This window comes from Streptococcus sp. Marseille-Q5112, assembly GCF_916700555.1.
Lineage (GTDB): Bacteria > Bacillota > Bacilli > Lactobacillales > Streptococcaceae > Streptococcus > Streptococcus symci.
Genome location: NZ_CAKAKP010000013.1, coordinates 1 through 24,318 on the forward strand (window position 1 = coordinate 1; position 24,318 = coordinate 24,318).

General features: G+C 41.4%; 19 protein-coding genes and 1 pseudogene. 1 reads left to right on the top strand and 19 read right to left on the bottom strand.

Annotation, left to right across the window (positions count from 1 at the left end):
• Nucleotides 1-84 precede the first annotated feature (84 nt).
• The gene (locus LG372_RS08210; RefSeq protein ID WP_225742572.1) at nt 85-936 is read left to right on the top strand and encodes a MurR/RpiR family transcriptional regulator; all 852 of its coding nucleotides are present in this window, start codon (nt 85-87) and stop codon (nt 934-936) included.
• A 15-nt stretch (nt 937-951) separates the two neighbouring features.
• Here the strand turns inward: LG372_RS08210 and LG372_RS08215 are convergent, their stop codons facing one another.
• The 19 genes and pseudogenes from LG372_RS08215 to der form a co-directional block, all read right to left on the bottom strand.
• The gene (locus tag LG372_RS08215; RefSeq protein WP_225742573.1) at nt 952-1,836 is read right to left on the bottom strand and encodes an ROK family protein; all 885 of its coding nucleotides are present in this window, start codon (nt 1,834-1,836) and stop codon (nt 952-954) included.
• Between the two features lie 17 nt (nt 1,837-1,853).
• On the bottom strand, nt 1,854-2,771 hold the full coding sequence (locus tag LG372_RS08220) for a dihydrodipicolinate synthase family protein (RefSeq protein WP_001281495.1): 918 nt from the start codon (nt 2,769-2,771) through the stop codon (nt 1,854-1,856).
• 172 nt (nt 2,772-2,943) lie between these two features.
• Entirely contained in the window at nt 2,944-3,588 is a 645-nt protein-coding gene (locus LG372_RS08225; protein WP_225742574.1) for a YesL family protein, read from the bottom strand.
• Nucleotides 3,589-3,607: 19 nt separating this feature from the next.
• On the bottom strand, nt 3,608-4,060 hold the full coding sequence (locus LG372_RS08230; RefSeq protein WP_000575448.1) for a YhcH/YjgK/YiaL family protein: 453 nt from the start codon (nt 4,058-4,060) through the stop codon (nt 3,608-3,610).
• Between the two features lie 226 nt (nt 4,061-4,286).
• Nucleotides 4,287-5,126 carry a carbohydrate ABC transporter permease gene (locus LG372_RS08235; RefSeq protein WP_001192119.1) on the bottom strand — a complete coding sequence of 280 codons (840 nt, stop codon included), beginning with the start codon at nt 5,124-5,126 and terminating at the stop codon, nt 4,287-4,289.
• Between the two features lie 15 nt (nt 5,127-5,141).
• On the bottom strand, nt 5,142-6,008 hold the full coding sequence (locus LG372_RS08240; RefSeq protein ID WP_161683542.1) for a carbohydrate ABC transporter permease: 867 nt from the start codon (nt 6,006-6,008) through the stop codon (nt 5,142-5,144).
• 221 nt (nt 6,009-6,229) lie between these two features.
• A complete protein-coding gene (locus tag LG372_RS08245) occupies nt 6,230-7,558 on the bottom strand; it encodes an ABC transporter substrate-binding protein (protein ID WP_049492184.1) in 1,329 nt (442 codons plus the stop codon).
• Between the two features lie 114 nt (nt 7,559-7,672).
• Entirely contained in the window at nt 7,673-8,371 is a 699-nt protein-coding gene (locus tag LG372_RS08250; RefSeq protein ID WP_049487328.1) for an N-acetylmannosamine-6-phosphate 2-epimerase, read from the bottom strand.
• 249 nt (nt 8,372-8,620) lie between these two features.
• Nucleotides 8,621-12,187 (bottom strand): SIALI-17 repeat-containing surface protein, encoded by a 3,567-nt coding sequence (locus tag LG372_RS08255; protein WP_225742575.1) that lies wholly within the window; start codon nt 12,185-12,187, stop codon nt 8,621-8,623.
• A gap of 329 nt (nt 12,188-12,516) precedes the next feature.
• Complete coding sequence (locus tag LG372_RS08260) at nt 12,517-13,497, bottom strand: acetylxylan esterase (RefSeq protein WP_115904038.1); 981 nt, start codon at nt 13,495-13,497, stop codon at nt 12,517-12,519.
• Nucleotides 13,498-13,921: 424 nt separating this feature from the next.
• Entirely contained in the window at nt 13,922-15,937 is a 2,016-nt protein-coding gene (gene recG / locus LG372_RS08265; protein WP_225742576.1) for an ATP-dependent DNA helicase RecG, read from the bottom strand.
• A gap of 18 nt (nt 15,938-15,955) precedes the next feature.
• Nucleotides 15,956-17,059, bottom strand: a complete 1,104-nt coding sequence (gene alr / locus LG372_RS08270) for an alanine racemase (protein WP_225742577.1) — start codon at nt 17,057-17,059, stop codon at nt 15,956-15,958.
• Complete coding sequence (gene acpS, locus LG372_RS08275; protein ID WP_042750645.1) at nt 17,049-17,411, bottom strand: holo-ACP synthase; 363 nt, start codon at nt 17,409-17,411, stop codon at nt 17,049-17,051. Before acpS ends, alr begins: the two co-directional genes overlap by 11 nt.
• 44 nt (nt 17,412-17,455) lie before the next feature.
• Nucleotides 17,456-18,487, bottom strand: coding sequence for a 3-deoxy-7-phosphoheptulonate synthase (locus LG372_RS08280; RefSeq protein ID WP_225742578.1), 1,032 nt, complete (start codon nt 18,485-18,487; stop codon nt 17,456-17,458).
• 1 nt (nt 18,488) lies between these two features.
• Nucleotides 18,489-19,520: a 3-deoxy-7-phosphoheptulonate synthase gene (locus tag LG372_RS08285; RefSeq protein ID WP_042750640.1), complete on the bottom strand. Its 1,032-nt coding sequence runs from the start codon at nt 19,518-19,520 to the stop codon at nt 18,489-18,491.
• A gap of 80 nt (nt 19,521-19,600) precedes the next feature.
• Nucleotides 19,601-22,114: a preprotein translocase subunit SecA gene (gene secA, locus LG372_RS08290; protein WP_225742579.1), complete on the bottom strand. Its 2,514-nt coding sequence runs from the start codon at nt 22,112-22,114 to the stop codon at nt 19,601-19,603.
• 145 nt (nt 22,115-22,259) lie between these two features.
• Nucleotides 22,260-22,547 carry a hypothetical protein gene (locus LG372_RS08295; protein ID WP_225742580.1) on the bottom strand — a complete coding sequence of 96 codons (288 nt, stop codon included), beginning with the start codon at nt 22,545-22,547 and terminating at the stop codon, nt 22,260-22,262.
• 32 nt (nt 22,548-22,579) lie between these two features.
• Nucleotides 22,580-22,915, bottom strand: a pseudogene (locus LG372_RS08300) (hypothetical protein).
• An 83-nt stretch (nt 22,916-22,998) separates the two neighbouring features.
• Nucleotides 22,999-24,309 carry a ribosome biogenesis GTPase Der gene (gene der, locus LG372_RS08305; RefSeq protein WP_001207696.1) on the bottom strand — a complete coding sequence of 437 codons (1,311 nt, stop codon included), beginning with the start codon at nt 24,307-24,309 and terminating at the stop codon, nt 22,999-23,001.
• Nucleotides 24,310-24,318 lie beyond the last annotated feature (9 nt).

Consider the following 24,318-nt stretch of genomic DNA (forward strand, 5'->3'; position numbering starts at 1 on the left):
TCCCTACATTATATGATATAATAAATGTAAAAGTTCGATGACTCAGTCTTTTTCCAATATGACTCATTTAAAGGAGCCTTCCCTATGGACAAACCAGATATAGCAACCCTCATTGATTCTCACTTCGAAGAAATGACAGACCTAGAGCAAGAAATCGCTCGCTATTTTTTGCAAGCTGAAACCATTGCAGATGATTTATCTTCTCAGCAGGTCACTCAAAAATTACATATCTCTCAAGCTGCTCTGACCCGCTTTTCTAAAAAATGTGGTTTTACAGGCTATCGAGAATTTATTTTCCAATACCTGCACCAAGCAAAGAAACAGGACACTCATTCTCACAAACATAGTCCTTTAACCAACCGAGTTCTTCGAAGCTACAGTAATATGCGAGAACAAACACAGGGCTTGATTGACGAAGAACAACTGGAACGAATCGCCCAGTTAATCGAAGATGCTGATCGTGTCTACTTCTTCGGAACAGGGAGTTCTGGCCTCGTAGCTCGTGAAATGAAATTGCGCTTTATGCGTCTAGGTGTGGTCTGCGAGGCTTTGACCGATCAAGATGGTTTTGCTTGGACAACCAGTATTATGGATGAGAATTGTCTCGTACTCGGTTTCTCACTTTCTGGCTCAACTCCTTCTATTTTGGACAGTTTATTAGACGCAAAAGAGATGGGGGCAAAGACTGTACTCTTTACAAGTGTTCCAAATAAAGATAGCCAGACCTATACAGAGACTGTTCTTGTGGCCACCCACAGCCAACCCTCCTACATTCAACGAATATCCGCTCAACTTCCTATGCTCTTCTTTATCGATTTGATTTATGCCTACTTTTTGGAAATCAATCGTGAAAGCAAGGAGAAAATCTTTAATAGCTATTGGGAAAATAAAAAACTCAATGGCTATCGTAGACAAAAACGTGTAAGAAAATCCTAGTTTGGTTAAACCAAACTAGGATTGTTTTGTTTTGAAATGATAATAAGCACCCAACATACCTGCCGTATTTTGGTGATGGGCAAATTCTAATCGTGTTTTTTCAGCAAGGCTTGGCACCAAAGCCTCTTTCAAGGCTTTACGGATCTTGGGTTTGAGGATAGCCTCTTGTCCCATGATACCGCCACCGAGAATGACCACTTCTGGATTGGCAACATAGCAAATATTTGCCAGACCTTTTCCTAGATAGTCTACCATGCGGTCAATACCAGCCATGCAGAGTTTATTGCCTTCCGTAGCTTCCTTAAAGATACGACGACCATTCCACTGGTCAACTGGATCTCCATGACCTGCTGCTACATACTCCACTAAAGCTGTTGTAGAAGCCAAATCTTGGAACGCTCCATCCTGCATATGCATATAACCAACTTCGCAGGCCGAATTGCTAAAACCATGGAAGACTTTCCCATCCATAATCAAGCAACCACCGATACCGGTTCCAATAGTCAAGCAAAGAGTGACACTCGCTCCCTTGCCTGAACCAGATACTGCCTCAGCCAGACCTGCACAGTTGACATCATTTTCAATCTCACAAGGAATCGCAAAGCTAGTTTCGATTTCCTTTTTGAACTGGGTGCCTGCGTAGTTAGGGATTTGAGGTCCAGCATAGAAAATCTCACCCTTGTCTGGATCCACCATTCCTGCAGAAGAAATGGCAACACCTGCTACTGGGCCTTTTTCTAAATAGCTGGCTACGATATCTTTGGTCTTTTGTAAGATATGAGGTCCACCTTTATGCGCCTCTGTTGGCATTTCATGCGATTCAACAAGTTGGCCTTCTTGGTCGATCAAACCATATTTGATATTTGTTCCACCGATATCAATTGCAACGTAATGTGTCATAAATACCTCCTTATGGATTAGAGGAAGCGCTCCTTGGTTTCACGAATCAAGGCTGCAGCTGCTTCTACAACTGGACGATCTTCTTCAGTCACTGGTGTCAACGGTGAACGAACAGAACCAATATTCAATCCTTCATTGATCTTCAAGACTTCCTTAATGACACCATACATATTTCCATGTGCAGCAGTGAGTTTACCAATGATTGCATTGATAGCGTATTGCAACTCACGCGCTGTTTCTAAGTCTTTGTCCGCAATTAACTGATTGAGTTTCAAGAAGAGTTCTGGCATAGCACCATAAGTACCACCGATACCAGCTTTAGCACCCATGAGACGGCCACCTAGGAACTGTTCATCTGGACCGTTAAAGACAATGTGGTCTTCTCCCCCAAGACTGACAAAGGTTTGGATATCTTGAACTGGCATAGAAGAGTTCTTAACACCGATAACACGAGGATTTTTCAACATTTCAGTGTAAAGGCTTGGAGTCAAAGCAACCCCTGCCAATTGAGGAATGTTATAAATCACATAGTCTGTATTTGGAGCTGCAGAACTGATATCGTTCCAATATTTAGCAACTGAGTATTCTGGCAAGCGGAAATAAATCGGCGGAATCGTTGCAATAGCATCTACTCCTAAGCTTTCAGCATGACGAGCAAGTTCCATACTATCTTTGGTATTGTTGCAAGCAACGTGAGCAATAATAGTCAACTTACCTTTGGCAACTGCCATGACTTCTTCTAAGATTAATTTACGGTCTTCAACGCTTTGGTAGATACATTCACCAGAAGAACCATTAACATAAAGACCTTGAACACCTTTATCAATGAAGTATTGCACCAAGGCACGTGTGCGCTCTGGACTTACTTCTCCTTGATCATCATAACATGCGTAGAATGCTGGAATGACACCTTCGTATTTTTTTAAATCTGACATAGATTTTCTCCTAAGTTTTCTTTTTTTCTGCTAAAAGCAGGATTTATTTTTTACGTGTTTAGTATACACCTTGTGAAAAACGCTTTCAACATCTTGTGTACACTTAGATTTTAGTTTCGATATGAATTTTGAAATGTTTAGGGCTTGAAAGTAGTTTCATAGACAAGCCATCCTATTGGTATTTTGTGAAAATTTTCTCCATCAATCCAGTCTGGATAAAGACTAAGAGTCCAAATCCAAAAAGCAGGAAGGCTGAGCCACCTAAAAGTAAACTGAAGGCGGACAGATAAAGAACCATCACAATGAGAAAGAGAATAGCTAACATGAGGAAGAACCAAGGAAAGTTAAAACTTGCCAAGATAAGTCCTTTTTGTAAGACTTCTTTCCAAGTTAAATCATAGCGTGCAGCGATGGGATAGCTAGCCAACATCACGATAGTGAGGAAGATAAGAATACCTAGACAAATAGCTTTCACCATTTGGAAAGGCATAGCTGTCTGACCCCAAAAGAGATAAAGATCTAGAAGGCTTAATGAAACAATGCCCAACTCAAGTAGACCTAACTGAAGACCTAGTTTCAGATTTTGCTTGAAAGCTCTTAGATAGATTTTAAAGACAGGCACACGTCTACTCTTCTTAATCTCAAACATGGTCTCGTAGAGGCTAATTTTAGCCACTCCAATCGTCACGATGGGCAAACAAGAAACGACAAAAAGAAGATTGGCTGTGACGATATCCAAGACCTTTTCACTAAAACGCATGAGAAAGTTGTCTGTATCAAATGCTGCCTTGATAAGGCTTACTCCTTTTTGTGCCATGTTTGCTCCTCCTGATTTTTTAATCAATCAAAATTTTAAAGAGATATTTGCGAACCTTCTCTTCCATACCTGCATAGCCATTTGGCTGGTGTGGTTCTCCTGGAAAGAAAATCGCAAAATTGTGATAACCCAACAAAAGTGGGTAGTGTTCATGACAATGAACAAAGCCAATGTCACTCGCTTCGTCGAATGCTACTGCCTCGTCTTTGATACGTGAACCGTAGCTTGAATATTCATGTCCTTCTACCAGCAAATGCAAATCTGCATAGTTCTTATGATGCTCAAATTGATCATTTTCAGCTTGATTGAGGACATTTTCCTGAACAACTAGAAAGACCTTGTCCCCGTCAATCTCATACTTACCTAATTCAAATGAATCTTTACGATGCTGGTAGAGATAGTCGATAGCCTTGTCTAGATTGGGATGAATCCCTTTGTAAAAGGTGATGTTTTTCAAATCGTCAAAAATCATACTCTTTCCTTCGTTTCTGATAGTTAACTAAAATCATTCTTAAGTTGATAAGTGTCTAACAAATTATCTAAGGTAAGCAAATACCCAACATTTTGTAGACACTTATAACTCTGTATTCTCTTATACTCAATGAAAATTGAAGAACAAACTAGGAAGCTAACCGCAGGCAATACTTAAGTATGGCAAGGTGACGCTGACGTAGTTTGAATTCAATTTTCGCAGAGTATTAACCTTTGACAGCTCCCATAGTAATACCTTGAGTGAAGGATTTTTGGAAGACTAAGAAGACTGTTACGATTGGAACTGCTGCAAGAGCGGCACCCGCCATGATCAAACCATAGTTGGTTGCCATTTCAGCCTGCATAGTCGCAACACCGAGTGAAATGGTCAAGTTGTTACGTGAAGTCAACATAACCAACTGCATGAAGTAGTCGTTCCAAGTGTTGATGAAGGTAAAGATTGCAAGGGCTGCAAATCCTGGTTTCACAATTGGGAAGGCTACGCTCCAGAAAGTACGAATCTCACCACAACCGTCGATTTTAGCTGATTCAAGCAATTCTGTAGGGATATTCTCACTGAATTGTTTCATGAGGAAGACCCCGAATGGCCATCCAATCAAAGGCAAGATAACTGCCCAAAGAGTATCATGGATTCCCATGAAGTTGACGATACGTACCAATGGTACAAGGACAACTTGTTTTGGAAGTGCCATGGCTGCAATGAAGATTGCAAATAGAATGCGTTGCCCATAGAAACGTTTTTTAGCCAATACATAACCTGCTAAAGAAGAGGTCGCACAAACTAAGAACATGGTTACCAATGAGATAAACACAGAGTTCCACATCCACTGCATAGCAGGGTTTTGCACCATGAGTTGTTGGAAGTTCTCCATGGTTGGCATTTTAGGGAACCATTGTGGCGGAATCATAATGGTATCAGGCTGTGATTTGAAAGCACCTGTCAAAATCCAGTAGAATGGAAAGATGAACAGCACGGTCAACAAGAGCAAGATAATAGTTGAAATAACAGTGAAAGCTGTTAAAGGTTTCTTTTGTGTAGATTGCATAGCTGTCTCCTTTCTTTAGTATTCTACGTCGTTTCCAAGTACTTTAAATTGAACAAAGCTTACGATAGCGATCATCACTGCCAAGAAGACGCCGATAGTGTTTGCATAACCGTATTCTGTCAATTGGAAGGCTTTTTCGTAAAGGTAGTACATAAGTGTACTTGTTGAGTAGTTTGGACCACCTGAAGTCAAAAGCTGAATCAAGGCGAAACACTGGAATGAGTTGATTGTTGTAATGATTGCGATATAAAGTGTTGTTGGAAGGAGGCTAGGCCATTTAATCTTCCAGAACACTTGCAATTCAGTCGCACCATCAACACGCGCTGCTTCAACCAATGAATTGTCAATATTACCCATAGCTGCGATATAAAGGATAATCGGCTGACCAACAGATGTAGTCAAAAGGATAATCATAATCGCCATCAAAGCCCAGTTTTTATCTCCCAACCAAGAAATGTTCTGGCTGATGATGTGGCTTGACTTAAGGACAAAGTTTAAAATTCCTGATAGTGGGTCATAGATCCATTTCCAAACAACTGTTACGGCAACACTACCTGTTACAACAGGAAGGAAGAAGACGAAACGGTAGAAGGATCTGGCAATGGCATTTTGATGATAGGTCTGAGATGCTACAAAGAGTGAGAATAGAACAACAACGGGTACAGATCCAATAACCAGAATCACGGTATTGATCAAAGACTTCATAAAGACAGGGTCTTTAAACATGCGAATGTAGTTGTCCAAGCCTACAAACTCAAATTTAGTCATTGAGTAGTTAAAGAAACTTGTAATGAATCCCATAATCATAGGAGCCAAGACAAAGATGACAAAGAAGAATAATACTGGTGCTAGGAAAGCGTAGGAAATCACTGTTTCCCGCATACGAATTTTATTGACTTTCACAGTCGGCACCTCTCTTTCAAATAGAATAATTTTTTGACTTTCTTGAACTGTTTTAAAATCAAAATGAAATTTTTTAAGATTCGCTTATGTAAGAACTTCATTTTAATTTCGTGACAGTTCCTTACATTTCAAACAAAATCCTCCCTTTTCTTACATAGACTATGCACAGGGAAAAGGGAGGAGTCAATCTGATTTAGTGCTTATTGTTTTGTAGCTTTTTTAATTGTTTCGTTAGCTTTTTCAGTAAAGGCTTTCAAAGCATCCGCTGGTTTTTCGTCACCATTTGATACAGATTGCAACATTGGGAACCAAAGTGTTCTCATTTCAGCAAAACCATTGATAGTGTTGTAGTATGGTGAGTAGTATTTAGTCCAACCACTGATTGTTTCCATACGTTTGTCTTCATAAAGTTTGCCAAATGATGTACGAACTGGGAAGGCACCTGTACGAACAACGTCTTTTGGACCCCATTCTTTGTCATCCGCGATGAATTGAACGAATTTCTTAGATGCTGCAACTTTCTTGTCGTCTTTATTGTTGAATACTGCAAATCCATTTACAAGGTATTCAAGAGCTGGTTTACCTGAATCTGATGGGAATGGTACTTCTACCACTTCTACTTTACTTGCTTCCAAGAGTTTAGCTTGGATACCGTTTTGAGCTGGTGCCCAAAGGATTGTGTAAGATGTTTGACCGTTGGCAAAGTTTTGGATATCTGCTCCACCGTCAAATTGTGAACCATTGTTCAACAAACCGTCTTTAATCCAGCTAGCTGCTTTTTCAAGACCTTTTACGAATTTAGGATCATCAGTTGTATATTTTGTTACATCTTTATCTGTTACAGAAGCTCCATAAAGGTTTGCAATGAAGGCACGTGTTCCTTGGTCTCCCCCTTGACCAGAACTGAACAATGAACCTGGTGTGTAGCCTTTATCTTTAAGTGCTTTCAAAACTTTTTCAAAATCATCAGTAGTCCAACCTTCTTTTACAAGGTTTGCAACTCCAGCTTCTTCCAACATTTTCTTGTTCATAGCCATGTAGAATGGAGCTGAACTAATTGGATACATGTAAGCTTTGTCTCCAGCTTTACTTGCTTGTACGATATTTTCGTTGTTAACATCTTTGACGAATTCGTCTGTGAAGAGGTCGTTCAACTCAGCCAATTTACCATTTTTACCGTATTGGATGATACGTCCTGGTGCGTCAAACAGTACATCTGGAGCTGTTCCTGCTTCAATAGCTGTTGTGATTTTTTCAGGACCTGACTTGAAGTCGATGGTTTCCAATTTCACTTTTACATCTGGATTTGCTTTTTCAAACGCTTCGATGATTGATTTTTCATATGTTCCAACACCGTCACCAGTTTTTTCTTGAGTGAAGACTGGGAATGCCCACCAAGTGATTTCTGTTTTTCCGCTATCGCTACCAGATTTTCCAGCATCTTTACTTCCGCCAGAATTACCACATGCAGCAAGGCCAAGAACCGCAGCACCCGCAAGTACTGTACAAGCTAGTTTTCTAAATTTCATTTGTATTCTCCTAATTGATAAGCGTATCCATATTGGATAATGAGTAAGATTGAACTTGTATACGTTTTCATTTTATCCGACGCATCCACCACTCTCCTCTTTTTTGAGATTGTGTTATTTAAGACCAGCAACGAAGCGTTCTGTAATCTCTTTTGGTCTAGTAATAGCGCCACCAACAACGATGCCTCGCACTCCATATCCAAGGATTTGTTTGGCTTGTTCTGGTGTATGAATTTTCCCTTCTGCAATGACATCTACACCGGCATCACAGAGTTTTTTAATTAATTCAAAATCGGGACCATCCACTTTTGGACTGTAAGATGTGTATCCTGATAAAGTTGTTCCGACAAAGTCAATTCCTGCTTCAACAGCTGCCAATCCTTCTTCGAAAGTACTTGTATCAGCCATCAAGAGCTGGTTAGGATATTTCTCCTTAACCTGACGAATGAAGTCTTGAATCTCTAAACCATCATAGCGTTCACGCTTGGTACAATCCAGAGCAATTACCTCTATATCAAGTTCTGCCAATTCATCAACTTCTTTCATAGTAGCAGTGATGAAGGGTTCTTGTGGTGGATAATCTCGTTTGATAATCCCTATAATTGGAAGTTTAGTTACTTCCTTAATTTCTTTGATATCACGAACACTATTGGCTCTGATACCGACTGCTCCACCTTGCTCAGCCGCTTTGACCAGCAAGGGTATGACTCCTCCCGCTTCTGTATAAAGCGGTTCGTGAGGAAGGGCCTGACAAGAAACGATGATTCCATCTTTGATTTGTGCAATCAAGGCCTCTTTAGTAATCTGTGGCATCCTCTTTCCTCCTTTTCTTTGTTCTTATGGGTTCATTATATATTATTTTTAAAGCGCTTTCAATACTTTGTGGTAGAATAGATTTCAGTTTCAAAAGTATTTTATAGAACAGCAGTTTCTGAAAGTAGTTTCAGCACTGTCTTATTTTCAATTCGCTCAGTATCTAAAATGATAAAAAGAGATAGCCATCTTTCAAATGGGCCATCTCTTTTATCATTAACGATGAGCAAAATTCATTTTATTCAAGACCTAGTCTTCTTTTCGTTTCTTCCCAAATGTCAAAACAGATAAGAGACCTGCCACTAATCCTAGAGAAATAAAGGTTGTATTTTCTTTGCTTCCAGTATTTGGAAGCTCATTTTGTTTAGCCGCTGGTGCTTGATAAGTAGCACCTTGTCCAAGAGATAACTTCTTAGCTGGACGTTCGTTTGCAGCTGCTAAGACTGGTTTGGTTTCTCCCTTGTACTCTGGCACTTCATGGATTGCTGCCTCAGCGCCATTGACACCTCCTTTATATTCAGGAAGGTCATTTGAAGCTGCCAAGACAAAGTTAGCACCTCCTTTATATTCAGGAACCTCATTTGAAGCTGCTAAGACAAAATTAGCACCTCCGGTATATTCAGGAACCTCATTTGAAGCTGCCAAGACAAAATTAGCACCTCCTGTATATTCAGGAACCTCATTTGAAGCCGCCAAGACAAAGTTAGCACCTCCGGTATATTCAGGAACCTCATTTGAAGCTGCTAGAACTGCATTTACGCCTCCTGTGAATTCCGTTTTTTCTACTGTTGGAGCTGGTTCTTCTCCTACTGTTGCAAGAGAACCAGTATATTCAGGAACTTCTGCCGCAACTGCCCCTTCTTCGCCATTAACTCCATCTGTAAATTCTGGCTTTTCTACTTTTACTGCTTCTTCTCCTGCCGTCGCTAATTGGCCTGTATATTCAGGAGCTTCTTCAGTTACTGCAGCTTCCTCGCCATTAACTCCACCTATAAATTCTGGAACTTCATTTGTCGCAGCTTCATTTCCATTTACACCATGAGTAATCTTAGAACCAACTACTGAAACAGGCAAATTATGCATACTTTCGATCACGCCTTCTGCTAAGCCCGTAACTTTTTGACCAATATCCTCAGGGTCTACTGTAAACAACAGAGTCTTGGTATCATACTGCGTCATAAACGTAGCCGTCTTACCATTTGCAAGCTGTAATGTTGGTGCTTGATTGACCAATACTTCTGAATCAAATTCCATGGCAATAATGCCTTGCCCCATATGAACTGCATGTGTAACTTTTGCTTCGGTTGGAGAAACCATATCCTTGCTTAAGAAATCCCAATTAAATTTCTTATAAGACAAGGTATATTCGTTTTGGTTGTTATCTGCATGCTCATAAAGCAAACCATATTCGCCATTCCCGAGATCTTGAATAGAATTGTAGGCAAACTTACCACTTTGAATAAGATTATGCTTAAGCCAAGTCAATTCTCCATTCTCTTCAACTCGTGCCAAATGGACTAGACCATTTTTACGTTCACGGCCTGGCCCAGCAGCATTACTAAGAAGAATGTATTCTTTCCCATCATGCATCGTATGAATAGCTGACATTTGAACATAGGCATCTTTCACTTCTGGATATCGTTTGATTTCCTTTTCCCATGTAGCTCCACCATCTTTACTTGTAGCAACTTGTAAATCACCTGTTAACCCACGCATGAAAAGTTTAAGGTCACCATTGTTTAATTGTACAACTGTTGACTCCGTATTTTGAGCACCATCATTCCTCATTGTTGAAGAATGAATAATTTCATTTCCAACAGGTCTATTGTCATTAGGTGCTTCTCCTGCATGCCAAGTTTTACCATGATCATCTGAGTAGATAATCCGAGATGATTGAGAACCGCTTAAGTGGCTAGTCTGATTTGTTGTATAAACAGGTACAATAATTCTGCCTTTATGAGGTCCTGTGTGAAGAGTAATTCCTGTTCCAGGTCCAACCCCTAGGAATTTCATCCAATCAGCTTTTACCATTGGGGTAATATCTTGAGGTGCTGACCAAGTCTTACCATCGTCATCACTGTAAGACATCCATAGATAAGAATCCTTAGCAACTCTAAATGGAGACGTTTTATTACTTGTGAAATAAATATTTCCTAATAGTTGATCCCCTTGATACAGATCTCCCTTATCACTATAAGCTGGTTTCATTGGATTTACAACAACACGGTAATCTGTTGCTTTGCCATCTGGTGTATACACTGTACCATTTTCGCGAATTGTGTAGGAACCTTCTTCGCCTTCTTTGTAGAGGATTTGGTAAGTTTTTCCATCGATTTGTTTATAGGCTTCTTCTCTTTGAGCAGCCATTCCAAAGATTCCTTGCCCTTCTGGGAACATATCATAGATCGAAAAAATTCGTTTTGTTGCAGGATCTTGAACCAAAACCATATCGATGTTCACTGGTGAACCGATTGATGGATTAGAAGCTTTTGGATTGTCTCGTAAATTTGTAATCGTTACTCGATCGCTCCATGTTTTCCCCTTATCCTCACTTCGTCTGACGACCATACCGATATCACCCCAGTCAGAGTGATGCAAGCGTCTCTCATCTGCACCAGCAATCAAAGTACCTTTATCTGTCTTAAGAAGTGCAGGAATACGATAACTCTTAATACCATCTTTATTTGGTTTGTTATGCATACCACCTTCAAAGACATCTTGTTTTTCAGTAACTTTAGCCCCTTCTGGTAGCTTTTGTTCCAAATCAGATCTCTCAAACAATTGGCTCCGTTTTTGAACTTCCTCTGGAGTTAATACACGATCATAAACACTTAAATTACGAACCTGTAAATTTGCTCCCCAAACTGATTTCCCTGCCCGATTTGTTGCACCAAGTTGAGCATGGGTAATATCTGGCATATCCTTGATAAATTTACCAGACTTCAAACTGGTACGAGATAAAACTCCATTTACATAGAGTCTAACTTTTCCTCCTGGATTTTCTGCATTCGGTCTTTCAACAGTAAAGGTAACTGAATTCCACTGCCCAGGCTTAATTTTCAATGGAGCATCCGTATATTTATCATAAAATTGTGTTCCATTAGCATCACGTCCCTCAATTAAGGCTGTATTATTGAGAACAGCCATGGTGAAGTACTCATCTTTTTTCTTATCACTAGACACTGAGAATAGATTATAAAAATCTGGAGCTTTGGCATCTGGCTTGAATTCCATATGAATGGTCGCATTTTGAAGTTTCTTCAATGCATTTAATTCACTAGCTAAATCTACACGCTGACCATTCTTCGAATTTGTTTCAACATCTTCTTTTTCCACTACTGGAGTTGCATTTGCGATGTCTCTAGCGTAATAATCTCGAGGAAGTACTCCCTCTTCTTCTTTATCTTGGTCCTTGTTACTTGCTTCTGTAGTTGCAGAATCTGTTTCTGGTTTATCAGCAGGAGCTGGTGTATTGTCAGCTGCAGGTGTATTTGATGGAGTGGTTGTCTCTGCTTCAGTAGTCTCATTTTTCTTCAACTTATCCTGATCAACTTCCACACCATTGTCTTTTGCTGTTGCCAATTTTCCAGCTAATTCGCTATCTAAATGAGCAAGACTTCCTGAAGAAGCTTCTTTTGGTAATTCTGATAAACCTTGATTATTATTTTCAGCTGCAGTTACAGTTGAGTTTCCTTGTTCATTTGCCAATACAGGATTTACTCCAAACACCACAGCACCAATGGTTACAGAGGCTACACCCACTGCAAATTTACGAATACCATATCTTTGTTTTCTGTCATAATTCTTCTGATTCATCTTTCTACCTTTCAATATCACCAAAAAATAAAGCGCTTTCTTTTTGTTTTAAAATTTTTACTCCCGACCATAGGAAAACACAAGAAAGTAATTAATAAACGAGAGTTCCTCTCCTTCTCTCTTTCAAAATTTAGCTAGCTGTAATCCAAACAGTAGCTCTTTCACTCCTTTCCTAGAGACTTTTTCTTTATTATACAATAAAGTCATAGGTTTATCTCAAGCTTGTCATAGAATAGATTTTACTTTCAGAAATATTTTAATATTTTAATATTTTTAAAAGTACTTTCAACATTTATAACAAAAAAGAGAGCTACTGGCTCTCTCATTCATCACTTTATATACTTAAAAGAAATCTCACTACCACAGAGCCAGTTGTAAACTTGGTCATTGACAAAAACATTCATAGCTTCATGGGCATACTCTGGCATGATAAGATAGGACTTGTCACAGGTCAGACGGTTGTAAATCGCAAACTGGGTAATAGGATAGCAAACATCATCGTCCAAGCCCGTAATCATCTTAACCTCACCCTTGATACGATGGGCAAGATTTTTCACATCGATATAGGCAAGGGTCGCCATGATCTCCTCCTCAGTTTCATGGAAGGGGTCGTGAAACTTGAAATAACGGAAAAGTTCGTCGTAAGCCTCGCTAGTATTACCAATCTCAAGCACTCGTCTGAAGTCTGATAAGAAAGGATAGATTGCAACAGTTTTCTCAATTCGAGGGTTGAGCGCTGCTGCAACTAGGGCTAAAGCCCCTCCTTGCGAGGCACCATAGCTAGAAAGACGCTTCTCATCAACCTGAGGTAGACTAGCAACAATTTCGACCAACTGGTAAATATCCAGATAAACATCCTTATAAAAGAGGTGATCCCGACCTTCCACAGCCCCACGGATAATATGTCCCTTAACCGTATTTCCTAGAGGAGAACGCAAACCATCTTGTGAGTAACCCGACTGCCCCCGCACATCCATGGAAACAACACCATAACCAGCCACGGTGAAGGCCAGCATGTCGGCCCAGTCCAAGCCACGTCCCATATAACCATGGAAATGGAAAATTATTGGAACTTTACCCTCACTCTTTGGAAGAACGACGCGTGCATAGACCTTGCCTTCCTTGCTTCCTTCAAATGTTAACTCATAGCACTTGACTTGAGGAATGTGGAAATTTCTTTCCTCCAACTGGTAGCCTGGAAGTGTTGAAACTTTTTTCACTTCCTCATCCCAGAAAGCATCAAAGTCTTCTGGAACCTCATCCCGTCCTTTATAAGTCTTGATTTCTTCTAATAAAGCTGGATTTTTCATAATATGCTCCTTTTTTTGTAATCGCTATCACCACTCTAGCATATCTAGAAAAGCAATGCAAGAAAGAAGAGTAAATAGAAAGAGATTTTAGATTCTCCTCCCTCAAACCTATCGACTGAAAGTAATTTTAAAAACAAAAAAGAGCATTTTCGCTCTTTCTTCTTCTGCTCAATCTTAATTTTTTGCTTCCTTCTTTTGGAAAGTAGTTTGGTAATTTACTTTAATCGTTACTGTCATGTGAGAGTCCTCGTTTCTTTTTGATGACTCTAGTATAAGGGCCAAACCTGAAAGCTAGCTTAATACTCTTCGAAAATCAAATTCAAACCACGTCAGCGTCGCCTTACCGTACTCAAGTACAGCTTGCGGCTAGCTTCCTAGTTTGCTCTTTGATTTTCATTGAGTATAAGATTTCCTTAGAGAAAGCTTAATCTAGATGTTCTTTCTTTTCCAGATGAAGGGCAATCATGCGCCACTCTGGCTCCTCTTGCCAGCCTTCAATAGAACTAATGTAGCTAGCAACCTTTCTAGCTTCTTCTAAAATTGGAAAATCTTCGATAATATCAGCTACTTGGAACTCTGGGAGACCTGACTGTCTGGTTCCAAAAATCTCACCTGAACCACGCATTTTCAAATCTTCCTCCGCAAGGACAAATCCATTAGTGGTTTCTGTCATGATGCGCATGCGGTCTTTCCCAGAATCCGTCTTGGGATTGGCAACGAGAACAGCATAGGACTGCTTATCTCCCCGACCAACACGACCTCTAAGCTGGTGAAGCTGGCTGAGACCGAAGCGATCGGCATCCATGATAATCATAACGGTCGCATTGGGAACATTGACCCCGACCTCGATAACCGTTGTCGAAACCAGAATATCCGTTTTTCTCTCTTTGAACTCCTGCATAATCTGGTCTTTTTCATCACTCTTCATCTTGCCATGTAGGAGGGCTACTTCGGCCTTACCAGCAAAATGAGCCGTCAACTCTTCTGATAGGGCAATGACATTTTTCAAATCCAAAGCTTCTGATTCTTCAATCAAGGGAGAGATGACGTAGGCTTGAGAACCTTTTTGGATTTCCCCCTCTAACCAAGTCAAGACCTGAGGCAGTTGCTCATGCTTAATCCAACGTGTCACAATGGGTTTCCGACCCGCAGGCATCTGGTCGATAATGGAAACATCCATATCGCCAAAAGCTGTGATCGCCAAGGTCCGTGGAATGGGAGTCGCCGTCATCATGAGAACGTCAGGATTGTCTCCTTTTTCTCTCAGAACACGCCTTTGCCCTACACCAAAGCGGTGCTGCTCATCGATGATAATCAAGCCCAGACGAGCATAATCCACCCCATCCTGAATCAGAGCGTGGGTTCCAATAATCAAATCAGCCTCACCCTTGGCAATAGTCTCCAAGACTTCTCTCTTTTCTGCAGCTTTCAAGGAACCTGTCAAAAGAGCCAGTTTTAGGGCTGGGAAGAGACTCTTCAAACTCTCAAAGTGTTGCTCTGCAAGGATTTCTGTTGGTACCATGAGGGCTGCTTGGTAGCCAGCCGTCACTGACGCATACATAGCCAAGCCAGCGACCACCGTTTTCCCGCTCCCCACATCCCCTTGTAGAAGACGATTCATGTGGTGGTCCGACTTCATATCGGTCAAAATTTCCTGCAAACTCTTTTCTTGAGCCTGAGTCAAGGAAAAAGGCAAGCTTTCTTTGACAGCTGTCACCTTTTCCTGAGACCAATTCAGAACCAGACCACTTCCCTGAACTCTATTTTCAGACTTGAGCGTCTGCAACTGCATTTGGAAATAAAAAAGTTCCTCAAACTTGATACGGCGAAGGGCCTGCTTGTATTCTGCCAAATCCTTGGGGAAATGCATGGCACGAACGGCCTGACAACGGGACATGAGTTTGTATTTGTCCAGCAAAGACTGGGGAAGATTTTCCTCAATCAAGAGGTCCAATCCCTGATCAAAGGCCGTCTTAATAACCTTGACCAGACTGGCCTGACTGATTCCCTGAGCCAAGCGATAAACAGGTTGGAGGTCATCTTCCACCTGAGCTAGGACCTTCATCCCAGTCAGACTAGCCTTGGCTCGGTCCCATTTTCCAAAGACAGCAAGGGTTGCTCCCAACTCTATCTTATCTGCTAGATAGGGCTGGTTAAAGAAATTCACCGCAAAAACGACTTCTCCCTGCTTGAGGCTAAAGCGCAGACGATTGCGCTTGAATCCATAATACTGGACACTGGCAGGAGTCACGACTTGACCAGATAGGACTGCCTTCTCCCCGTCCTCTAGTTCCAATACTTGCTTGGTTTTGAAGTCTTCATAACGGAAAGGAAAGTAGAGCAAGAGGTCTTGCAAGTTTTCAATTCCTAGTTTGGCGTATTTCTCTGCTGACTTTGGTCCCACACCAGGTAAGACATGCAAGGGTTGATGTAGATTCATGCTCCACTCCTTTCTTTTCTAATAATATTCTCTCGGAATGCGATCGCTGAGAAGACAAACCACCTCATAATTAATAGTCCCACGATAGGTCGCTACCTGAGTAGCTGTGATCTCCTTGCCCCCATTAGAACCAATGAGGGTGACTTTGGTTCCTAAAGGATAAAGCTTAGGCAGACGAATAGTGATTTGGTCCATAGAAACTCGTCCAACAATTGGGCAAGCTTGCCCATCTACCAAGACCGTGAAATTCTGCATATCTCGTGTCCAACCATCCGCATAGCCGATTGGCACCGTCGCTATGACTTGCTCGCTATCTGCCTGATAGGTCGCTCCATAGCCCATGCAAGCTCCAGCTGAAACTGTCTTGACATGAACCAGAGCAGATTCCAAGGTCAAGGCTGGTTTCAAGTCATAAGGCAAGTCCAAAACCTCTCCGCTAGGATTCAGACCATACATGGCATCTCCCATACGGACGGCGTTAAAAATGGTCTCTGCATGCCAAAGAGTCGTTGCCGAATTACTGGCATGAACCAGCTCTGGAAGACCTTTCATACTTGACAGAATGGTTTTAAACCGTTCTAACTGCTCATTAAAGTAGTCGTCTAATTCCTCGTCTGCAGTAGCAAAGTGGGTAAAAATCCCTTCAACACGAGCACCGTATTGTTGGAGCAAAGCTTGAGCCTGCTCAACCTCACTTGCTTCTCTAAAACCGATCCGTCCCATTCCTGAGTCAATCTTAAGGTGGACTGTCAATCCAGTTAGGTCAGCTTCCTTATCTAAGAGTGCTTGAATCCACTCCAGTCCAGCCACTGTCAAGATGATGTCGTATTCTTTAGCTAGAGCAACTGCTTCGATGTCAGAAACTCCTAAAATAAGGATTTTCTTCCTGAGTCCAGCTTGTCTGAGTTCAATGGCTTCATCGATATTGGAAACGCAAAAGCCATCAACTTCATCCTGAATCGCCGTCGCAACAGCAACAGCTCCATGCCCATAGGCATTAGCCTTGACTACTGCAAATTTGAGCGTTCCTTCAGGGATATGAGCCCCCATTTGCTGAATATTTTGTCGAATAGCTCCCAGATGAATCAGAGCCTTGGTTGGTCTATGTGGACTAGCTTTCATGATTTTCCTCCAAAATGACACTGGCTGTCACAAACTGATCGGTATGGCTGATAGATAGCCAAATCTTTCCTAAAAATGGTGCCTGACTAAAATAAGGCGCCCCGCGTTCATTGTTCAAGACTTCCAAATCTTGAAAACCGAGCTTGCCAATACCTGTTCCCATAGCCTTGGAAAAGGCTTCTTTAGCCGACCAGCGACCAGCTAAATATTCTATTTGCCTGCGTCCTTTAAGACTGTTAAATCGTTCCATTTCCTTAGCGGTCAGAACGCGCTTAGCAAAGCCTTCATGTCGTGTAACTGCGCTTTCTATCGAAGCTAATTCTTCGATATCAATTCCGTGTCCAACTATCATTCTCATCAAAAGGAGTTGAGATCCCCCAACTCCATCCTTTTCACTTATTTTGTCAAGGTAGCGTAAATCTCTTCTACCAAGGCCTCTGTATTCTCCCAACCCAGGCAAGGATCGGTAATAGAGCAACCAAAGACCTCTGGTTGGTTTTGACGACCATCTGCTAGGTAAGATTCAATCATAAAGCCTCGAACTATCTTTTTAATCTTCTCATTCCAATCACGATTTTGCAAAGTCTGGCGAACAATTCGAATCTGTTCCATATATTGCTTGCCAGAATTATCATGGTTGGTGTCAATGAGGATAAAGGGATTTTCAAGTCCCATGGATTCATAGCGCTCAATAGCATTTAGCAGGGTCTCATAGTAAAAGTTAGGCTCATTTTTCCCATATTCATTAACTGCACCACGAAGGATGACGTGGGCCAAGGGATTTCCTGAAGTCTCCACTTCTTGACCATGAAAGAGGAAGGTCTGTTTATTTTGAGCAGCATAGATGCCATTAAACATAACACCCAAATTTCCAGAGGTTGGATTTTTCATCCCAACCGGTGCATCAATCCCTGAGGCCACAAAGCGGTGCTCTTGGTCTTCCACAGAACGAGCCCCAACAGCATGGTAGCTGACCAAATCATCTACCAAGACCAGATTTGACGGATAAAGCATCTCGTCTGCCGTTGTCAAACCAGTCTCTGTAATCACGCGGTAGTGCAACTGACGAACAGCCTGCAAACCGTTAATCAGGCTTGGAGCCTTAGAGGTATCTGGTTGGTGAACCAAACCTTTATAGCCGTCTCCGTTGGTACGAGGTTTAGCTGTATAAACACGCATAACCATGAAAATCTTGTCCGCCACCTTCTTTTGCAAGGCTGATAAACGGCGGGCATATTCCAAGACAGCCTCTTCATTATCAGACGAGCAAGGACCAATCACCAAAAGGATACGGTCATCTTCTCCTGAAATAATGTCTGCCAATTCTCTATCACGACGCTCTTTTAGACGCAAGGCTTCCGCAGACAATTGGGTTTCTGCCTTGATTGCTTCAATATCGATTTCTTGACCTTTTTCAATAAATGCCATCTTATTCTCCTAGCGTTTGGTAGATTTCTCTGACAAGGGCTTCTGTATTTTCCCAGCCTAGGCAAGGGTCCGTGATAGACTTGCCAAATACTTCTGGTTCGTTTTGACGGCCGTCTTCTAGATAAGACTCAATCATAAAGCCACGAACATACTGCTTGATTTTTTCATTCCAATCACGATTAATCAAGGTCTGTCGGACAATTCGAATCTGATCCATGTATTGCTTACCAGAGTTGTCATGATTGGTGTCCACAATGATAAAGGGATTTTCCAAGCCCATTTTCTCATACTGGGCAATAGTATCCATCAAATTATCATAGTAGTAGTTAGGAATATTCTTACCATACTCATTGGTCGCTCCACGAAGAATGGCATGCGAAAGTGGGTTCCCAGTTGTTTCCACTTCTTTTCCTAGGAAAAGGAAACTTTGTTTGTTTTGAGCAGCATAAATCCCATTAAACATAACATTGAGATTTCCAGAGGTTGGATTTTTAAAACCAGTCGCAAAATCTGCCCCACTGGCCACAAAGCGGTGTTGCTGGTCTTCAACTGAACGAGCACCAACCGCCATGTAAGAAATCAAATCATCCACTAGCGGAAGATTTTCAGGATAAAGCATTTCATCAGCTGTTGTCATGCCTGTTTCTGTGATAACACGATAGTGAAGATGGCGAACAGCTTTGATTCCGTTGATAAGACTAGGCGCTTCTGTCGCGTTAGGCTGGTGAATCAAGCCTTTATAGCCATCTCCGTTGGTACGGGGTTTGGCAGTATAAACACGCATAACCATAAAGATACGGTCTGCTACTTCTTCTTGTAGAACTGCCAAACGCATAGCGTATTCAAGAACAGCTTCTTCATTGTCAGATGAGCATGGCCCGATTACCAAGAGAATCCGCTGGTCTTCTCCACGTATAATGGCTTCTAGCTCTTTATCGCGCTGTGATTTTCTCTCCAAAGCTTGGCCTTCTAATTTTGATAAGGCACGAACTTCTTCAATATTAATTTTAGGACTTTTTGCTGTAAATACCATAACTCATCTCCTCATAAAGCAAACGGATACCAAGTAAAAATTTACTTTTCACAAGGTATCCGCCTCTAAACTATCTCATTTTATTGTCTTTTACCGTGACAGTTTTTAAACTTCTTACCAGAACCACATGGGCAAAGTTCATTCCGTCCAATCTGACTCAAATCCAGATTTTCAGGCATATTTGCTTGGTGGGCAGCGATATTGCGAGTCGCCGTTGTACTGATATGGTGTTCTGCTTGTGGTCTTTCTTGTTCATGAATTTGTGCTTTCATCATCAAACGTGTCACATCAAACTCAATCGAACCAATCATGTCATTAAACATACGGAAACCTTCTGCCTGATACTCAACAACAGGGTTGTTCTGAGCATAGCCACGAAGTCCAACCGCGTTACGCAATTGATCAAGGGCATCGATATGATCTGTCCACTTGTTATCCACCACTCGTAGAATCAAGACTTTTTGGAATTCTTTAACTGCTTCTTCATCGCGTAGTTTTGAAACCTGACTATCGTAAACTTGCAAGGCACGTTGGAAGAGCTCTTCCTTAATTGCCTTATCAGACAAGCCTGACAAGTCTTCGATTGAAATCGAATCTTCTGGAAGCAAGTTGTACTTAGCAAAGTTCAAAATTGCTTCTAGTTTTTCATCTTGTTTGGCACGCGCATGACCATCAACGACACGACCAATCGTGCGTTTGATCATAGCCTGAATTTCAGGTGCCAAGTCACGATCTGCAGTGATGACGTCGTAACGTTGAGCGTAGATAATCTCACGTTGTTCACGCATGACGTCATCGTATTGAAGGACTTGTTTACGGGTATCGTAGTTATTTCCTTCGACACGTTTTTGCGCTGCTTCGACCTGACGTGTCAACATACGAGACTCAATGGCTTCATCAGACATATTCAAGCGTTCAAAGACACCTTTCAGACGCTCAGAACCAAAACGTTTCATCAAATCATCTTCAAGAGATAGGTAGAATTGTGACTCACCTGGATCTCCTTGACGACCTGAACGTCCACGAAGCTGGTTATCGATACGACGGCTTTCATGACGTTCTGTACCAATAACACAAAGTCCTCCAAGTTCGCGAACCCCTTCACCAAGCTTGATGTCGGTACCACGACCGGCCATGTTGGTTGCGATAGTAACAGCACCACGTTGACCAGCATTCATGATGATTTGAGCTTCTTTATAGTGGTTTTTGGCATTCAAGACTTCGTGAGGAACGCCAGCTGCGACCAATTTCTTAGAAATGTAGTCACTGGTTTCAACCGCTACTGTACCAACCAAGACAGGTTGACCTTTTTGGTAACGAGCCTTAACGTCTTCGACAACCGCCTTAAACTTAGCTTCAATACTAGCAAAAAGTAAGTCTGGATGGTCAATACGCTGAACAGGACGGTTTGTTGGGATTGGAATAACACGAATGTTGTAAATTTCACGGAATTCTTCTTCCTCAGTCTTACCTGTACCCGTCATACCAGACAATTTCTTGTACATACGGAAAAGGTTTTGGTAAGTGATTGAGGCAGATGTCTTAGTTTCATCCTGGATTGGCACACCTTCTTTAGCTTCAATGGCTTGGTGCAAGCCATCAGAATAACGACGACCTTCCATGGTACGACCTGTAAATTGGTCAACGATCAAAATTTCTTGTTCTTCGCTCACCACATAGTCAATATCGAGAAGCATGATGTAGTTGGCACGAAGGGCGTTATCGATAAAGTGAGTCAAAGCTACGTTTTCGATGTCATAGAGGTTTTCAAGTTTGAAGTAGCTTTCAGCCTTGTCAATCCCTGAATCAGACAAACCAATAGTCTTAGACTGCACATCGATGATGTAGTCGTCTTTGTCCAAAGATTTTACATAGTGGTCTGCCATGTGGTAGAGCTGACTGGTTTCAACTGCGTTAGCACCTGATACGATCAAAGGTGTACGCGCCTCGTCAATCAAGATTGAGTCAACCTCATCGACCAAGGCATAGTTAAGCGGACGTTGTACCATGTTTTCAGCGCGAACGACCATGTTATCACGAAGGTAGTCAAATCCGATTTCCGAGTTGGTTGAGTAGGTAATATCACACTCATAGGCTTCTTTTTTCTCCATTGGAGATTTGGCAGCCAAGTTAATCCCTACTGACAAACCAAGCCATGAGTACAATTCACCCATCTCAGTCGCGTCACGTTCTGATAGGTATTCATTGACCGTAACTACATGAACCCCTTTACCTGAAAGGGCATTGAGGTATACCGGCATAGTCGCAGTCAAGGTTTTCCCTTCCCCTGTACGCATCTCTGGCACGTCACCATGGTGCAGAACGATTCCCCCCATAACCTGAACCTTATATGGGAAGAGACCTAGGACACGTTTGGCACCCTCACGGACAACCGCAAATGCTTCATAAAGCAATGAATCCAGTGATTCTCCATTTTGATAACGTTCTTTAAATTCAACTGTTTTTGCTTTTAGTTGGTCGTCAGTCAAAGCAGCCATTTGGTCTTCGTATTTGAAAACCTTGTCAGCCATCTTTTCCAGACGACGGATTTCTCCTTTATCATTTTCGATAATTGTTTTTAAAATATTAGCCATGTTTTTCCTTACTTTAAATTCCGAATATTTTAGAATGTTCTTTTAATTTTAGCACAATTACTGATTATTTTCAAGGAAGAATCCCCATTTTGAAAAGGAAAAAGAGGCTAGTTTCCAAGCTAACCTCTCTGACTTTTATGATACTTTAATTGCCAAAAATCGGCAAAAGAGCAAATAGAATAAATAGATTTATCCAAAGAGAAAGACAGCAGATGAGTCCAAAAACAAAGAGACTGACTTTCTTGGATAACAAGGCCATCAAAATGGACAGAATGCCAAAAACTAGCAAGATTTTCTGAATAACGAAAATGTCAATCGTTATCCCCAGAACCGGACTACCCCAAGGAAGAAAGAAGAAAGCAAGCCAGATCAACAGAACTAAACCAATATAGACCTTAGAATAGCGTATAATAAATGATTTTAGACGTGTCATAAGCTACCTCCTATCAATAAAAGCCATATAAATCAATGTCTCCCCGCTTTAGACTTCCCTAGTTCTCGTCTCAAGCGAAACATTTTTTTGAAAAAGATATAGGTTAACCAAGAACTGGAAAAAGCAATAAGTAGTAATAATAGCCAAATGCCCCAAGACTTGATGTCTGCCACATTTCACAATAGGATATTGAAAAATAGGACTGAAAAAACTGTCCAAGCAAGGCTAAAAAGAGCATAGAGGGTGATGTAAATCCAGTAAAAATAGTAAAAAATTGGGAAAAATTTACTATCTCTGTTGGCCTTTTCAATCCAGCTGAAAAAGTAAAAACAGGGTAATAAGATTAACAATTTAAACAAATGTTCCATCATCAACACCTCTTTTTGATAGCGCTTTCTTAAACTTCATTTTATCAAAAAAATCTGGAAATGTCATTCCAGATTCTGCTTTTTTATTTACGTTTTCTTGCGATGAGATGGATTGGAGTTCCCTCAAAGACAAAGGCCTTGCGGATTTGATTTTCCAAGAAACGCAGGTAAGAAAAGTGCATGAGTTCTTCTTCGTTTACAAAGATAACAAAGGTTGGTGGTTTGGTTGCCACTTGAGTCGCATAGAAAATCTTGAGACGTTTTCCTTTGTCTGTCGGTGTTGGGTTAATCGCAATAGCATCCATAATCACATCGTTCAAGACAGCTGATGGAATACGTGTATTTTGACTTTCGCTGATTTGTTTGATCATCTCAGGAAGTTTGTGGAGACGTTGCTTGGTCAAGGCTGATACAAAGATAATCGGTGCGTAAGGTAGATATTGGAACTGCTCACGGATATCTTCTTCCCAGTTTTTCATAGTGTGGTTGTCTTTTTCAAGTGTATCCCACTTGTTGACCACGATAATCATCCCTTTACCAGCTTCATGGGCAAATCCTGCGATACGCTTGTCGTATTCACGAATACCCTCTTCCGCATTGATGACCATTAAGACCACATCTGAACGGTCAATAGCACGCATGGCACGCATGACAGAGTATTTCTCAGTATTTTCATAAACCTTACCAGACTTACGCATACCAGCCGTATCAATCATGGTAAACTCTTGACCATCTGTATCTGTAAAGTGGGTATCAATGGCGTCACGCGTTGTTCCAGCAACAGGACTGGCAATGACACGGTCTTCTCCCAAGATAGCATTGATCAAGCTTGATTTTCCAACGTTTGGACGACCAATCAAGCTAAACTTAATGACATCTGGGTTTTCTTCTTCATATTCATTTGGAAGATTTTCTACGATCGCGTCTAGCACATCCCCTGTACCGATACCATGGACAGATGAGATAGGCAGTGGTTCACCCAAACCGAGGGCATAGAAATCATAGATATCATTTCGCATCTCAGGGTTGTCCACCTTGTTAACCGCGAGGATAACTGGTTTGTGGGTTTTATAAAGTTTACGGGCTACGTATTCGTCTGCATCGGTAATTCCTTCCTTACCAGACACGACAAAAACAATAACATCTGCTTCTTCCATGGCAATTTCTGCCTGATGCTTGATTTGTTCCATGAAAGGAGCATCGACATCATCGATTCCTCCTGTATCAATCATGCTAAAGGAACGATTGAGCCACTCACCCGTTGCATAGATACGGTCACGTGTCACTCCTTCGACATCTTCTACAATGGAGATTCGCTCACCAGCGATCCGATTAAATAGGGTTGATTTCCCAACATTGGGACGTCCTACAATGGCAATAGTTGGTAGGGCCATAATTTCTCA

What these genes read in the sequence shown, in the direction of transcription:
- LG372_RS08210 (WP_225742572.1), top strand. Translation starts at nt 85, where the DNA reads ATGGACAAACCAGATATAGCAACCCTCATTGATTCTCACTTCGAAGAA.
- LG372_RS08215 (WP_225742573.1), bottom strand. Translation starts at nt 1,836, where the DNA reads ATGACACATTACGTTGCAATTGATATCGGTGGAACAAATATCAAATAT.
- LG372_RS08220 (WP_001281495.1), bottom strand. Translation starts at nt 2,771, where the DNA reads ATGTCAGATTTAAAAAAATACGAAGGTGTCATTCCAGCATTCTACGCA.
- LG372_RS08225 (WP_225742574.1), bottom strand. Translation starts at nt 3,588, where the DNA reads ATGGCACAAAAAGGAGTAAGCCTTATCAAGGCAGCATTTGATACAGAC.
- LG372_RS08230 (WP_000575448.1), bottom strand. Translation starts at nt 4,060, where the DNA reads ATGATTTTTGACGATTTGAAAAACATCACCTTTTACAAAGGGATTCAT.
- LG372_RS08235 (WP_001192119.1), bottom strand. Translation starts at nt 5,126, where the DNA reads ATGCAATCTACACAAAAGAAACCTTTAACAGCTTTCACTGTTATTTCA.
- LG372_RS08240 (WP_161683542.1), bottom strand. Translation starts at nt 6,008, where the DNA reads ATGCGGGAAACAGTGATTTCCTACGCTTTCCTAGCACCAGTATTATTC.
- LG372_RS08245 (WP_049492184.1), bottom strand. Translation starts at nt 7,558, where the DNA reads ATGAAATTTAGAAAACTAGCTTGTACAGTACTTGCGGGTGCTGCGGTT.
- LG372_RS08250 (WP_049487328.1), bottom strand. Translation starts at nt 8,371, where the DNA reads ATGCCACAGATTACTAAAGAGGCCTTGATTGCACAAATCAAAGATGGA.
- LG372_RS08255 (WP_225742575.1), bottom strand. Translation starts at nt 12,187, where the DNA reads ATGAATCAGAAGAATTATGACAGAAAACAAAGATATGGTATTCGTAAA.
- LG372_RS08260 (WP_115904038.1), bottom strand. Translation starts at nt 13,497, where the DNA reads ATGAAAAATCCAGCTTTATTAGAAGAAATCAAGACTTATAAAGGACGG.
- recG (WP_225742576.1), bottom strand. Translation starts at nt 15,937, where the DNA reads ATGAATCTACATCAACCCTTGCATGTCTTACCTGGTGTGGGACCAAAG.
- alr (WP_225742577.1), bottom strand. Translation starts at nt 17,059, where the DNA reads ATGAAAGCTAGTCCACATAGACCAACCAAGGCTCTGATTCATCTGGGA.
- acpS (WP_042750645.1), bottom strand. Translation starts at nt 17,411, where the DNA reads ATGATAGTTGGACACGGAATTGATATCGAAGAATTAGCTTCGATAGAA.
- LG372_RS08280 (WP_225742578.1), bottom strand. Translation starts at nt 18,487, where the DNA reads ATGGCATTTATTGAAAAAGGTCAAGAAATCGATATTGAAGCAATCAAG.
- LG372_RS08285 (WP_042750640.1), bottom strand. Translation starts at nt 19,520, where the DNA reads ATGGTATTTACAGCAAAAAGTCCTAAAATTAATATTGAAGAAGTTCGT.
- secA (WP_225742579.1), bottom strand. Translation starts at nt 22,114, where the DNA reads ATGGCTAATATTTTAAAAACAATTATCGAAAATGATAAAGGAGAAATC.
- LG372_RS08295 (WP_225742580.1), bottom strand. Translation starts at nt 22,547, where the DNA reads ATGACACGTCTAAAATCATTTATTATACGCTATTCTAAGGTCTATATT.
- der (WP_001207696.1), bottom strand. Translation starts at nt 24,309, where the DNA reads ATGGCCCTACCAACTATTGCCATTGTAGGACGTCCCAATGTTGGGAAA.